Annotated in this window: 13 protein-coding genes; 4 read left to right on the forward strand and 9 right to left on the reverse strand. The window is 68.5% G+C overall.

Features of this window, described 5'->3' with window-relative positions; translation table 11 throughout:
- Positions 1-239 precede the first annotated feature (239 nt).
- The 9 genes from HCC78_RS29390 to HCC78_RS29430 form a co-directional block, all read right to left on the reverse strand.
- The gene (locus HCC78_RS29390; protein WP_253949437.1) at positions 240-1,022 is read right to left on the reverse strand and encodes a FadR/GntR family transcriptional regulator; all 783 of its coding nucleotides are present in this window, start codon (positions 1,020-1,022) and stop codon (positions 240-242) included.
- Positions 968-1,960: a galactofuranose ABC transporter, permease protein YjfF gene (yjfF, locus tag HCC78_RS29395; protein ID WP_216671373.1), complete on the reverse strand. Its 993-nt coding sequence runs from the start codon at positions 1,958-1,960 to the stop codon at positions 968-970. Before yjfF ends, HCC78_RS29390 begins: the two co-directional genes overlap by 55 nt.
- Positions 1,957-2,994 (reverse strand): ABC transporter permease, encoded by a 1,038-nt coding sequence (locus HCC78_RS29400; protein WP_172332308.1) that lies wholly within the window; start codon positions 2,992-2,994, stop codon positions 1,957-1,959. The genes yjfF and HCC78_RS29400 overlap by 4 nt, the downstream gene beginning before the upstream one ends.
- Entirely contained in the window at positions 2,994-4,505 is a 1,512-nt protein-coding gene (locus HCC78_RS29405; RefSeq protein ID WP_172332309.1) for a sugar ABC transporter ATP-binding protein, read from the reverse strand. The genes HCC78_RS29400 and HCC78_RS29405 overlap by 1 nt, the downstream gene beginning before the upstream one ends.
- A gap of 78 nt (positions 4,506-4,583) precedes the next feature.
- Complete coding sequence (ytfQ, locus tag HCC78_RS29410; RefSeq protein ID WP_172332310.1) at positions 4,584-5,540, reverse strand: galactofuranose ABC transporter, galactofuranose-binding protein YtfQ; 957 nt, start codon at positions 5,538-5,540, stop codon at positions 4,584-4,586.
- A gap of 84 nt (positions 5,541-5,624) precedes the next feature.
- A complete protein-coding gene (locus HCC78_RS29415) occupies positions 5,625-6,209 on the reverse strand; it encodes a YdeI family protein (protein WP_172332311.1) in 585 nt (194 codons plus the stop codon).
- A 35-nt stretch (positions 6,210-6,244) separates the two neighbouring features.
- Complete coding sequence (locus HCC78_RS29420; RefSeq protein ID WP_172332312.1) at positions 6,245-7,450, reverse strand: FAD-binding oxidoreductase; 1,206 nt, start codon at positions 7,448-7,450, stop codon at positions 6,245-6,247.
- Entirely contained in the window at positions 7,434-8,261 is an 828-nt protein-coding gene (locus HCC78_RS29425) for an NAD(P)-dependent oxidoreductase (RefSeq protein WP_172332313.1), read from the reverse strand. Before HCC78_RS29425 ends, HCC78_RS29420 begins: the two co-directional genes overlap by 17 nt.
- Positions 8,254-9,933 (reverse strand): thiamine pyrophosphate-dependent enzyme, encoded by a 1,680-nt coding sequence (locus tag HCC78_RS29430; protein ID WP_172332314.1) that lies wholly within the window; start codon positions 9,931-9,933, stop codon positions 8,254-8,256. Before HCC78_RS29430 ends, HCC78_RS29425 begins: the two co-directional genes overlap by 8 nt.
- Positions 9,934-10,158: 225 nt before the next feature.
- Between HCC78_RS29430 and HCC78_RS29435 the strand changes: the two genes are divergently transcribed.
- The 4 genes from HCC78_RS29435 (at position 10,159) to HCC78_RS29450 (ending at position 13,771) form a co-directional block, all read left to right on the forward strand.
- Entirely contained in the window at positions 10,159-11,100 is a 942-nt protein-coding gene (locus tag HCC78_RS29435; RefSeq protein WP_172332315.1) for a methyltransferase, read from the forward strand.
- Between the two features lie 71 nt (positions 11,101-11,171).
- Positions 11,172-12,341, forward strand: a complete 1,170-nt coding sequence (gene rlmN, locus HCC78_RS29440) for a 23S rRNA (adenine(2503)-C(2))-methyltransferase RlmN (RefSeq protein WP_172332316.1) — start codon at positions 11,172-11,174, stop codon at positions 12,339-12,341.
- Between the two features lie 643 nt (positions 12,342-12,984).
- A complete protein-coding gene (locus tag HCC78_RS29445) occupies positions 12,985-13,338 on the forward strand; it encodes a hypothetical protein (protein ID WP_172332317.1) in 354 nt (117 codons plus the stop codon).
- Between the two features lie 130 nt (positions 13,339-13,468).
- On the forward strand, positions 13,469-13,771 hold the full coding sequence (locus HCC78_RS29450) for a hypothetical protein (RefSeq protein WP_371743956.1): 303 nt from the start codon (positions 13,469-13,471) through the stop codon (positions 13,769-13,771).
- Positions 13,772-13,910 lie beyond the last annotated feature (139 nt).

Consider the following 13,910-nt stretch of genomic DNA (forward strand, 5'->3'; position numbering starts at 1 on the left):
CCTGATCGCAACACCTTCCTGATCTGTCCGCCCTCCGGACTGCATCCGCAGACCCTCAAGCGCCCCGGTGCGTCGCCGCCCCGTCGGTGAAGGGCCTTCTAGAGAAACCCCCCGACCCCCGCAACTCGATTCTCGCACAAAACCCCAAAAAAATCCCGCGACCCAACGGAAAGATCAGAACAAACACAAAATATGTACAGAAAAATGAAGAAGACACCAAATGTGGGATTGTCCAGCTCTCAGCGGCCAGGAGCGCCGCCGTTGACCCGCGCATAGCCGTCCTCGATCACCCGCTGCATCGCCTGGCGCGCCTCCGCGGAGGCGCCGCGGCAGATGGCGGAGGCGATGTCGCGGTGGCGGTCGGCCACGGTCTGGGCGCCCTCCGGAAAGAACCGGTGCGTCTCGGCCATGAAGAGAGAATAGAGCGCAGTCTGCACCATGTCGCCGAGCGACAGCAGGAAGCGGTTGCCGGAAAGCCGCAGCACCTCGCGGTGAAACTCGTAATCGGCCACCGCGAAATCGGCCCGGCTCGCGGCTCCGGCCAGGGCCCCGGACAGCTCGAAGAGCCGGCCGCAGCCGCCGGCATTGGCGCGCTTGGCTGCCGCCTCGGCCGCGGCCGGCTCGAAGATCAGCCGGATCTCGAAGAGCTCGTCATAGAAGGCCCCGGCATTTTTCAGCCCGGCATGCCAGCGCAGCACGTCCTCGTCGAACATGTTCCAGGACTCGGCCTCGCGCACATGGGTGCCCACCTTGGCCTTGGACTGGATCAGCCCCTTGGCGATCAGCGTCTTCTTGGCCTCGCGGACCACGGTGCGGGAGACGTCGAACATCTCGCACAGGTCCGGATCGAGCGGGATCATCGTCTCGGGCGGGTATTCCCCGGCCACGATGGCGCGGCCGAGCTGCTCTACCACGAAATCGGTATGGCTCGAGGCCCGCGCCGCCCTGCCTTCCGGCGTGGCGAAGCTCATGAGGGCATGGGCGAGCCAGGTGCCGGTCTTCTGCGGAGTGTCGTTGCCCAAGTCAGGCCCTTTTGCAGCAGGATGAAGGTGAAGAGCAGGGCTCCGATGACGATCTTGGTCCACCAGCTCGAAAGTGTCCCGTCGAAGACGATATAGGTCTGGATCAGCCCCATGATCAGGATGCCGAAGAAGGTGCCCGCGACGAAGCCGGTCCCGCCGGTCAGGAGCGTGCCGCCAATCACCACCGCGGCGATGGCATCGAGCTCCACCCCCACCGCAGCCAGCGAGTAGCCCGCAGAGGTGTAGAGGGAGAAGACGATCCCGGCCAGTCCCGAAAGCCCGCCGGAGATCGCGTAGATGCCGATCGTGGTGCGCCCCAGCGGCACGCCCATCAGCCGGGCGGTCTGCACGCCGCCGCCCATCGCATAGACGTTCTGGCCGAAGCGCGTGCGGTGGGCCAGGACGATCCCGGCCAGGAAGGTCAGGACCATCAGCGCGCCGGTCAGCCGGAACCGCCCGCCCGAGGGGGCCTTCCAGTAGATGTCCTGCAGCCAGTCATAGAACTCGTGCGTGATCGGGACGCTGTCGACGGACAGGACATAGGCGGCGCCGCGGGCCAGAAACATGCCGGCCAGAGTGACGATGAAGGGCGGCATCTCGAGATAATGGATGATACCGCCCATCGCCGCGCCGAAAGCCGTGGTGATCGCCAGCACAAGCGCGAAGGCGGCAAGCGGATGGATCCCGGTGTCGCGCAGGATCACGGCGAGGAAGACCCCGGAGAAGGCGATGACCGAGCCGACCGACAGGTCGATGCCGCCCGAGAGGATGACGAAGGTCATGCCCACTGCCGCGATTCCGAGGAAGGCATTGTCGGTCAGGAGGTTCGCCACCACCCGGCTCGACAGCATCGCCGGATAGGCCGAGGCGCAGAGTGCATAGGCGATCACGAAGGTCGCCAGCGTCACGATCAGCGGCAGGCTGGTGGAGCGGATCATCGCGCGGTCTCCTTCACCGTCTTGGCGCGGCGCGGGGCGGGGTCACCGCCGCTGGCGCGCAGGATGTAGAGCCAGTGGCCGATCCGCGGCGACTGGATGACGAGGATGGCCAGGATCAGCACGGCCTTGATCACCAGGTTGAATTCCGGCGGCATGCCCGAAAGCAGGATCGCGGAATTCACCGACTGGATGATCAGCGCGCCCAGCAGCGAGGCCGTGATCGAGAACCGCCCGCCCAGCAGGGAATTGCCGCCGATCACCACCGCGAGGATGGCGTCGAGCTCCATCCACAGCCCGGCATTGTTGGCATCCGCCCCCTTGATGTCCGCGGCGACGATCACCCCCGCCAGCGCCGCGCAGAGCCCGGAGACGAGATAGACGCAGGTCAGCAGCACCCGCGCGTTGATCCCGGCCAGGCGCGACGCGGCGGCATTGATGCCGATCGCCTCGATCAGCAGCCCCAGCGCGGTCTTGCGCACCGCCCAGGTCACGCCTGCGCCGAGCGCGATCCAGATCACCACCGGCGTCGGAATGCCCAGGATCGTGCCGGCGCCGAGATGAATCAGCCCCTCGTTGAGAAAGGTCAGGATGGTGCCCTCGGTCACCAGCTGCGCGATCCCCCTGCCCGCCACCATCAGCACCAGCGTGGCCACGATGGGCTGGATGCGCAGCCAGGCCACCAGCACCCCGTTCCAGATCCCGCAGGCCGCGCCTGCGGCCAGCGCCCCCGCCAGCGCCGTGCCCCAGCCATGTCCGTCGGCGACGATCTTGGCGGCGCAGGCCCCGGCAATCGCCATCACCGCTCCGACCGACAGATCGATCCCCTTGGTGGCGATGACAAGCGTCATGCCGATGGCGAGAATCGCGGTCGGGGCGCCGCGGTTGAGCACGTCGACCACCCCGCCGAAGAGCCGTCCGTTCTGGAATTCGATGCGGAAGAAATCCGGGAAGACTGCCAGGTTCAGCGCCAGGACGGCGGCAAGGATGACCAGCTGCGGCGCGAGGCGGCGGAGGGGCGAATGAGATGCTGCCATCAGGCGACCTCCCTGTCTTCGTCGGTGATGGCGCGGACGATGTTCTCCGCCGTGATCCGGTCACCGGCCAGTTCCGCCACCTGCACCCGGTCGCGCAGCACGATCACCCTTGTGGAATAGGCAACGAGTTCCTCCATCTCGGAGGAGGCGACGACCAGGGACATGCCGCGCTCGCGCAAGGACTCGATCAGCTGGATGATCTCGGCATGGGCGCCGACATCGATGCCCCGGGTGGGCTCGTCGAGGATCAGCAGTTCCGGTTCGGTCGCCAGCCAGCGCGCCAGCAGCGCCTTTTGCTGGTTGCCCCCCGACAGCAGCCGGATCGGCATGTCGAGGCTCGCCGCGCGGATGTCGAGCGCGCGGACATAGCCGCGGGCGATTTCCTCGGCCCGGGCCCTCGGGACCGGCCGCGCCCAGCCCTGCCGCGCCTGCAGCGCCAGGATGATGTTCTCGCGCACCGACAGGTCGCCGATGATTCCGTCGGTCTTGCGGTCCTCGGGGCAGAGCGCGAAGCGCGCCGCCACGGCATCGCGCGGCCCCTTCAGCTTCAGGTCGCGCCCGCGCAGCCGGATCCTGCCCTGGTCGGCATGCACCGCGCCGAAGAGCAGGCTCGCCGTCTCGGTCCGCCCGGCCCCTAGAAGCCCGGCCAGGCCGATGACTTCGCCCTCGCGGATCTGCATGGAGAAGGGTTCAATCATGCCGCGGCGGCCCAGCCCGTCGATCTCGGCCAGCACCTCGCCGCCCTGCCCGCCATGGCGTTCCCGGACCTCCGACTCCAGCTGCCGGCCGAGCATCAGGTGGACGATATCGCGCGGCCCGGTCTCGGACAGGTCGCGGGTGCCGACGACATGGCCGTTCCGCAGGACCGTCGCCCGGTCGCAGATGGCGAAGACCTGGTCGAGGAAATGGGTGATGAAGACGATGGCCAGCCCGCGTGCCTTCAGCTTGCGGACCACCGAAAAGACCAGCTCCACCTCGTCGCGGTCGAGGCTGGCAGTCGGCTCGTCGAGGATCAGCACCCGGCCGGACATCTCGACGGCGCGGGCGATCGCGATGACCTGCTGCACCGCGACCGAGTAGTGCGACAGCGGTTCGCGCACGTCGATGTCGAGCCCGTAGCCCTGCAGCAATTCCGTCGCCGCGGCCGCCATCCGGCGGCGCGAGATCAGCCCGAAGCGGCGCGGCTGGCGGCCGAGGAACAGGTTTTCGGCCACCGTCAGGTTCGGCAGCAGGTTCACCTCCTGGTAGACCGTGCCGATGCCCAGGGCCTGGCTCTCCTGCGTCGAGCCCGGCGCGACCTCGGCGCCGTCGAGCTCAAGCGTGCCGCCGTCGCGCGGGTAGGCGCCGGTCAGGCACTTGATCAGGGTGGATTTCCCGGCGCCGTTCTCGCCCAGCAACGCGTGGACCTCGCCCGGATGGAGGGCGAGATCCACATCGGCGAGCGCGATCGCGCCGGGAAAGAACTTGGTGATGCCGCGGGCCTGCAGCACCGGCCGGACCGGGTCGGTCATGGCAGCGTCCTCCGGAGAAAAGGCCCCGCGCGGACCAGCCGCGCGGGGACGGGGCGGGAAGGGCCCCAGGGGATCGGATCAGTAGCCGAGGCTCTTCTTCTGCTCGTAGACGGCCATGTTGTCGTCCGACGCGGTATAGAGCCGCGATTCCGTCTGGATCCATTTCGCCGGCTCGGTGCCGTCCTGCAGGTAGGCCTGCAGTGCATCCAGCGCCGGGCCCGCCATGTCCGGTGTCAGCTCGATCGTGGCGTTCATCTCGCCGTTGGCGATCGCCAGATGCGCATCCGGCACGGCGTCGATGGCGACGATCACGATGTCCTTGCCCGGTGCCAGACCGGCCTCCTTGATCGCCTGGATCGCGCCGACCGCCATGTCGTCGTTATGGGCGTAGAGCGCGCAGATGTTCCCCGGCCCTTCCGCCTTGAGGAAGCTCTCCATCACCACCTTTCCCTGAGCGCGGGTGAAATCTCCGGTCTGGCTGCGGACGATCTCAAGGTTGCCGTGCCCGGCAATGCCCTGCTCGAACCCGGTCTTGCGGTCGATGGCCGGCGAGGAGCCGGTGGTGCCCTGCAACTCGACGATGCGGCAGTCCTTGCCATCCATTTCGGAGACCAGCCATTCGCCCGCGACCTTGCCCTCGTGCACCAGATCCGAAGTCACGGCGGTCAGGTAGAGGCTGGGGTCGGCATCGACCGTGCGGTCCATCAGGATTACGGGGATCTCGGCCTCCTGCGCCTCTTCCAGCACGTCGTCCCACCCGGTCGCCACCACAGGCGCCAAGAGGATGCCGTCCACGCCCTGGGCGATGAAGCCGCGCAGCGCCTTGATCTGGTTTTCCTGCTTCTGCTGGGCATCGGCGAATTTCAGGTCGATGCCGCGGGCCTCCGCCTGTTGCTTCGTCACCGTGGTTTCGGCCGCGCGCCAGCCCGATTCCGAGCCGATCTGGGAAAATCCGATGGTCAGGTCGTCGTCCGCCGCAGCCGCCACAGGGGCGAGGGCGACGGCGCCCGCCAGGAGCGTCGCCTTGAATGTCATGTGTTCCTCCCTTGGTCTTCGTATTTTTATGGGATGAGTAAAGTATTACTTTATGACTTTTTCAAGAGATTTCTCGCATGCGTCTCAGCGCTCGTGCAGCCCCCTGCCCGCAAGGATCGCGGGAACCGCCCGGCCGATCCGCGCCGCGCGGGTGGCGGATTGCTTCGCGCCCGAGAAATGCAGGATCCAGCCGCGCCGCCGTCCGGGGGTCAGCGCGGCAAAGGCCGCGGCCAGCTCCGGATCGGCGGCCAGCCGCTCCTCCAGCTCTTCGGGCCAGTCCGGTTCGTCCGTTCGAAGAGGGACACCGGCGCCGGAGGCTTCCAGCGCGACTGCCTCTGCCAGCAAGGCGGCCAGCGCCGGTTCGGCCGCGAGCACCTCTGCGCGGCCTGAGAATTTCGCCACGCGCACGGAGCGGGAATTCGGCCCCCGCGGCACCAGCAGCCCTGCGGGATCCGCCAGCAGCACGCCCTTGAAGAAGGAGATGCCGCAATGGTCGAGCGTGCCCCAGGGCATTGCGATGTTGCCGCCCGCTGCCATGTAGCAGGGGCCGCGCCACTTCCAGCCTTCCTCCAGCCCGGCAGCCAGCAGGATGCGCCGGATCTCCGGCATTTCCTCCGGCCAGGCGGCCGTGGCCAGCCAGACCGCAATCCGCGGATCGGTTTCTTCCATCGTGTCCCTCCCCGCACCGCCGGAAGGACGGTGCCTCAGATGATGGCCTGTTCCGGCACCGCGCGGCGCTCCAGCACCCGTTCCATTCCCAGTTCCGAGAAATCGAGGCTGTGGTACCCGCCATGGACGATCCATTCGGCCACCGCCCGGCCGGTTGCCGGCGCCTGCTGCAGGCCATGGCCGGAGAACCCGTTGGCCAGCACGAAATTCGGCAGCTCGGGATGCGGCCCGACGATGGCATTCTGGTCGAGCGTGTTCATCGCGTAGTGCCCCGCCCACATGTTCACCAGCTTGATCGCCTCGAAGGCTTCCGAGCGCTCCGCCAGCGCGGGCCAGATGATGTCCTCGAATTCCCCGTGCCGCGGCTCGAAATCGTCCCAATCCACCGCCGAGTCCTCCGGCGGCACGGCGCCGGCGAGGAAATAGCGGCCCTCTGGGCGGACATAGACGCCGGTCGGGTCGATCATCAGCGGCAGGCGGCCCTCCTGCACCCGGGCGGTGCCTTCCGGGCTCTGCGCGCAGTCGAACACGAAGACCGTGCGCTTCCGCGGCTCCACCGGAATCTCGACCCCGGCCATCCGCGCCACCTGCGCCGCCCGCGGTCCCGCGCAGTTGACCACCCAGCCCGCGGCAATCTCCCGCCCCGAAGCCAGCCTCACGCCCGTCGCCCGGGTGCCGTCCCGCAGCACGGCGGCAACCTCGTCCGTGACATAGTCCGCGCCGTTGGCCCGCGCCTTCGCGCGGAAGCCGTTCATCAGACCGGTATTGGAGAACCAGCCCTCGCCCGAGCGCCCGTAGGAGGCAAGCCGGATGTCGCCGGTGCGCAGATGCGGGAAGGCCGCGGCAAGCTCATCCGGCGTCCACAGGACCACATCCGCACCGCAGGCGCGCTGGACCTCGTGCGACCGGCGCAGGAAGGCCTCCTGGGCTGCGGTCCCGGCGAGGTAGAGATAGCCGCCCTGATGGAAATTCAGGTCCGGCCTGTCGCCGTCCACGCCCATCTCCTCCGCGAAGCCCTTGATCACTTCCAGCCCGTACTGGCTGATCTTCACGTTCAGCGCGGAAGAGAACTGAACCCGGATCCCGGAGGCCGAGAGCCCCGTGGAGGCTCCGGCATAGGTCGGGTCGCGCTCGACCACCAGGACCCGGCCGCCGAAGCCCGGATCCGCCGCCAGGTGATGCGCCACGGCGGAGCCGATCACTGCCCCGCCGACGATCACGACGTCATAGCTGTCCCTCATTTCCGTCCTCCGGATGGCCCATCTCGCAGAACCGGCCGCCGAGATGCAGGACCGATGCGGCCATGGGATCGGCAGGCGGATGCGCAGCCTCCACCTTTGCACGGAACGGTTCCGCGCTGTCCTGCGGCACGAAGCCCAGATGGCGGGCCAGACGGTCGTCGACCGGCTTCACCGCGTTGTCCGACATGCCGAAGGCGATGGTATGCCCGACCCGCGGGGCGGTCAGCGCCGCCGCCGTCAGCCGCACGCAATCGTCGAAGCTCAGCCAGGACCACAGGTTGCGGCGGTCCGACGGCTCCGGGAAGGAGGAGAAGATGCGCAGGCAGGCGGTCTCGATGCCGAACTTGTCCCAGTAGAGCCGCGACAGCGCCTCGGCGAAGCATTTCGACACGCCGTAGAGCCCGTCCGGGCGCACCGGCGCCGCAGCGTCGATCTGGTCCTCCATCCGGTGGTAGCCCACCGCATGCACCGAAGACGCATAGACGACCCTGCGGACGCCGTGTTTCCGCGCGCCTTCGTAGATGTGGTACGTCCCCCGGATCGAGCTGTCGAGGATCTCGGCCCAGGGCGCCTCCACCGAGGTGCCGCCGAAATGCACGATCGCGTCCACTCCCTCGCAGGCCGCCAGGCAGGCGTCCCCGTCGGCGAGATCGAAGGCCATCGCCGTCTCGTTCGGCGCGAGATCGCGGATCTCCGCGCGGTCGGCCAGGCGCAGCTCCCGGGCCAGCGGCGCGAGCCCCCGCCGCAGCTCGGTCCCGAGCCGCCCTGCCGCGCCCGTGACCAGCAGCCGCCCGAAGCGGGGCTCAGGCATCTGCCCTCGCCTTCAGCGCCGCCTCGCGCATCTGGCTGAGGCTGACCCGCGGCGTCAGCGCTTCGGGAGAGATCGCCAGGTCCAGAACCGCGCCCGAGGGGCTTTCCATCGCGCGGGCGAAGGCCTCCGGGAAGTCCTCCGTCGCCTCGATCCGCTCGGCATGGAAGCCGTAGGCCTGCGCCAGCATCACGAAATCGGGGTTCTGCTCCATCGTCGTGCCGCTGACCCGCTCGGGATAGTGCCGCTCCTGATGCGCGCGGATCGTGCCGTAGATGCCGTTGTTGAGGATCAGCACGATCGGCTGCGCCCCGGCCTGCAGTGCGGTCGCCAGTTCCGGGCAGTTCATCTGGAAATCGCCGTCCCCGGCAAAGCAGACCACGGTGCGGCCCGGATCGGCGACCTTGGCGGCGATGGCGGCCGGCAGGCCGTAGCCCATCGCCCCCGCCTGCGGCGCCAAGTGGCGCATGCCGGGCCGGTACTGCAGGAACTTGCCCGGCCAGACGGTGAAATTCCCTGCCCCGTTGGTGATCACCGCGTCGGGCGGCAGCACCTCGCGCAGGTGTGCACAGACCTTGCCCATATCGACCGGCGACGGCAGATCCGGCAGGTCGAACCCCGCCAGATAGGCCGCCCGCGCCTCCGCCAGCCAGGCCGGATCGGCGGCGCTGACCGGGGCCATCGCCCCCAGCGCCGCGGCAAAGGCGTTCGGCCCGGACTGAATGGCCAGCTCGGGGATGTAGACCTTGCCCAGCTCGTCCGAGTCGCCGTGGACATGGATCAGCCGCTGCCTCGGCTGCGGCACGTCGAGCAGCGTGTAGCCCTCGGTCGAATTCTCGCCGAAGCGGGCATTGACCGCCAGGATGACATCGGCCTCCGCCATCAGCCGCCTGACCGAAGGCGCCATGCCGACCCCGGCCTCGCCGCAGAAGACCGGCGAGCCGTTGTCGAACCGGTCCTGGTAGCGGAAGACCGAGACCACCGGGATGCCGGAGGCCTCGGCAAAGGCCTGGATCGGGGCCGTGCCGTCGCCGCGCCAGTTGCAGCCCCCGTAGAAGATCAGCGGCCGCTCTGCCCCTGCCAGGATCTGCCGCGCCCGCGCCATCGCAGCCGGATCGGGATGCGGTTCCGCCACCTGGACCGGACCGCGCAGCGGCGCCGCATCGGTGGCGCTGGTCAGCATGTCCTCGGGCAGCGCGATCACAACCGGGCCGGGGCGTCCGGAAATTGCCATGGTCCAGGCGCGCGACAGGATCTCGGGGATGCGCTCCACCCGGTCGATCTCCGTGGCCCATTTCGCCATGGTCCCGAAGACCGCGCGGTAGTCGAGTTCCTGGAAGGCCTCGCGCTCCTTCATGTCGGTTCCGACCTGGCCGACGAAGAGGATCATCGGCGCGCTGTCCTGCATCGCGGTATGGACCCCGATCGAGGCGTTGGTCGCGCCGGGCCCGCGGGTCACCATGCAGATCCCCGGCTCGCCGGTCAGCTTGCCCCAGGCGGCGGCCATGAAGCCTGCCCCGCCCTCGTTCCGGCAGAGCACGTAATCGAGCACGCCCGGGGTATCGTGCAGCGCGTCGAGCACGGCGAGGTAGCTTTCCCCCGGCACGCCGAAGGCCTTTTTCGCGCCGAGCGCGACAAGGCTCTCAACCAGCAGCTGTCCGCCATTCATGGTCATGCATTTTCCTCCGCCATTCCCCTCCGGCGAGGCTGCCGCAGCACGGCACCCGCTGCAAGCCCTGCCCTGCGGAACCGGCCCGAAACCACCGGCCTGCGTTGCCGCTTGACCGGATCCGGGCAGGCCGGCTATCGCCGGGGCGCACCCGGAGCGAGGGTGTGGCGTGCGCTGCCGCGTGAGGTCCGGGACCGGGCCCGACGAGCAGCCCTCTCGGATGTTGGATACATGAGCGCAATCTGCGTGAGCTCGGGACGGCTGGATGTGGACCGCCGCCTGGAATTCGCCGAGGGGCTGGCCCTCTCAGACGACCTGGCCGCAGCGATCGAGGTGCTGGGCGATGCGATGGCGCTTGTCCCGGGCTGGGCCGCCGGCTGGTACCGGCTGGGCGAATGGCATGCGGCGGCCGGCGGGCATGATGCCGCCATCCGCGCCTGGGACCGCGCGGTCGCCGCCGATCCCGCGGACCGGCTGGGCGCGGGGATGAAGCGAGACCTGCTGCGCGCCGTGCCGGTGACCGAGGAAGTCCCCCCGGCCTTCGTCGAGGCGCTGTTCGACCAGTATGCGCCCCGCTTCGAAACCTCGCTGGTCGACCAGCTGGGCTACCGCGCGCCGCAGCTGCTGGCCGCTGCGCTCCCTTCCCGGCCGTTCGGCCGCGCCATCGACCTCGGCTGCGGCACCGGGCTGGCGGGCGAGGTGCTGCGCGACCGCTGCGGCTGGCTGGGCGGCTGGGACATCTCGGCAGGCATGCTGCGCGAGGCAGGGGCCAAGGGCATCTATGACAGCCTCGACAAGCGCGACCTGTCGCGGCTTGAGATCGGGACGGACCGCTATGACCTGATCGTGGCCGCGGATGTCTTCATCTATCTCGGCGCGCTGGAGCGGATCATCGCCTGGTGCGCCGGATCGCTCGCCCCGGGCGGGATGCTGGCCTTCACCGTCGAGACCGGCGACGCGCCGCTGACGCTGCGCGAAAGCCGCCGCTTCGCCCATTCCGCCGGCTATGTCCGCACCCTGCTGGCCGAGGCCGGGCTGGACGGCATCCGGCTGGACGGCGCCGTGCTGCGCCAGGACCGCGGCGAAGACGTGGCCGGGCTGGTCGCCACCGCGCGCGCGCCGGCCCTGCAGCGCGAGGGACAGAGCGGCGGCGAGGACGCGGTTCCGGCGTGACGCGCCGCCGGGGCTAGGCAAACGGGCCGAATTCTGCTAACGACTCGCCTTCGCCCATCAGGAGTCGCCCCATGACCGACACGAGCGCCGCATCCGCGCCGATCACTCAGGACGTTCTGACCATCCCCCGGAAGCTTCCGGAGGGGCCGGTGAACCTTGTCGGCCTGACCCGCGAGAAGCTGCGCGACGCGCTGGCGGACATCGGCGTTCCCGAGAAGCAGCTGAAGATGCGCGTCAACCAGCTCTGGGCCTGGATCTACGAGCGCGGCGTGCGCAGCTTCGACGACATGACGAACCTCGCGAAGAGCTTCCGGGCGGAGCTGGGCGAACGGTTCATGATCGAGCTGCCCGAAGTGGTGTCGAAGCAGGTCTCCGCCGACGGCACGCGGAAATACCTGGTGAAGATCGCCGGCGGCCACGAGGTCGAGACGGTCTACATTCCGGAAACCGACCGCGGCACGCTTTGCATCTCGTCCCAAGTCGGCTGCACGCTGACCTGCTCGTTCTGCCATACCGGCACGCAGAAGCTGGTGAGAAACCTCACTCCGGGCGAAATCATCGGCCAGGTCATGCTGGTGCGCGACGACCTCGGCGAATGGCCGGAGCCGGGCAAGCCGAAGAACGAGGCGCGGCTGCTCAGCAACATCGTGCTAATGGGCATGGGCGAACCGCTCTACAATTTCGAGAACGTGCGCGACGCAATGAAGATCGCGATGGACCCGGAAGGCATCAGCCTGTCCCGCCGCCGCATTACGCTCTCGACCTCGGGCGTCGTGCCGGAAATCGCGCGCTGCGCCGAGGAAATCGGCTGCCAGCTGGCGGTCAGCTTCCACGCGACCACCGACGAGGTGCGCGACCGCCTGGTGCCGATCAACAAGAAATGGAATATCGAGACGCTGCTGGATGCGCTGCGCGCCTATCCGAAGGCGTCGAATTCCGAGCGGATCACCTTCGAATACGTCATGCTGAGGGGCGTGAACGACACCGACGAGGATGCGCGCCGGCTGGTCAAGCTGATCTCGGGCATCCCGGCCAAGATCAACCTGATCCCGTTCAACGAATGGCCCGGCGCGCCCTACGAGCGCTCGGACTGGGAGCGGATCGAGCGCTTTGCCGACATCGTCTACAAGGCGGGCTATTCCTCGCCGATCCGCACGCCCCGCGGCGAGGACATCATGGCCGCCTGCGGCCAGCTGAAATCCGCGACGGAACGCGCCCGCCGCGAACGCGTGTCGCTGTAATTCCGCCCCACGGGCGCCTGCGCCGCCCGGAAGCCACCTGCTTGCCTGAACTCGGCGAAGGGGCCTGCTTCTCTCGCACGGCCCCCGGCCCATTGCCGAGTTCAGGACATTCTGCCGAGTCCTTTTCGATTTCGCTCTACCGGAACGACACCAAGTCGGCCCTTCTGCGTCTCCATGTCGAAATCAGCGTCACCTCCAGCGAAGCGCCCTTCCGCGAAACGCTGGAGGACAATCCCGTTTACGGCGGCAAATTCGGCTATATCGACCATGCGAAATTCAACGATCCTCTGACGCTCGGAAACGGCGCCGAAACGGTCGTCGAGCTCCCCCAGAACACCTGCGGCTACTACAACGACCCCGATGAGCCCTCGGACTGGACCGGCATGGACCAATACAAGGCCGAACCCCCCGCGGCCGACGCCTACCCGACCGAGGGCTGCCGCGACTGGCTGGACAGCGACTGGGCGGACCAGCACCCGGCCACGAGCCAGCCCGGCAGCTTCTGGGTCGCGGTAGCGGCGAGCTCTCTCGCATTGCCTCGCCCGACCCCTACAACATCCTCTACGGCACCAACCCCGCGATACGGAAGCAAGAGGCCCAGAACCATCTCGACAAGGCCTTCGAAAGCCTGGGCTGGACCCGCTTGCTGGCCAAGGTGTCCGGCGGCTACGAGACCGTGCCGCTGGACGCCGCCAACCCAGAAAGCGCCGAGAACGTGAGTCCCTGTGTCCAGGACACAATGACCACGGCCGCGATGGCGTTCCTCCGGGCCAAGCTGGGCGGCATGGGCTATTCCGGCCCGCCGGATCTCGCTGGGTCGATCAGCGACGCTCGTTCGCCCTGCAAACCCACAAACGACCAATTCGAAGGCCCGCCGCTGGAGCTGATCGGGCTTCCTGTCGATTGGAATGGCGAACTCGCCGGGCCCGCAACCATCGAGGCCTGGGAGGCAGAGCACGCGCTGACCCCGGGCAACGGTGGCGGATTTCCTCGCTGACAGCTTTCCAGGTGCGGCCCCCGCCCTGGACGTGATCTCCTTCGTTGCCAGCGGGACGGCAAGCAGCGACACGCTCGGGATCTGCGGGGACGGAGCGGCGCCCCGCTCCGTCCCGGGCGGACCGGACCGCGTGATCCCCCGGCTCGGCGGGCGGCTCCTATTCCAGCATGGCCGGGCGAGACTACCTTGCCGGGCCAGCGGCAATGACAGCCTTCGCGGCGGAGCGAACAATGGCTGGCTGCTCGGCGGCGGCGGCAATGACCGGCTCGAAGGCGCGGACCGGATTCTCGGCGCGGTCGGCGGCGACAAGCTCTGGGGCGGGCGCAACAGGGACAGCCTGGTCGGCGGAATCGGCAACGACTCGCTCTATGGCGGCGAAGCCGATGACCGCCCGAAGGCGTTGTTGCACAAAAGCGGGGGATTCACGTCGTGAATCCAGCGTGGCAGCGGGCCTGAATGAGCGGGCCCGCGCAGACCGCGTGCAGCACCGCCAATTGGCGCAGCTGCAATCAATCGCTGAGGCAGCGAGGGTCGCGGACCGCATGGTTCGATCCCCCGATGCAATGGCAGGC

It is taken from the genome of Mangrovicoccus sp. HB161399, from assembly GCF_013184745.1.
GTDB lineage: Bacteria > Pseudomonadota > Alphaproteobacteria > Rhodobacterales > Rhodobacteraceae > Mangrovicoccus.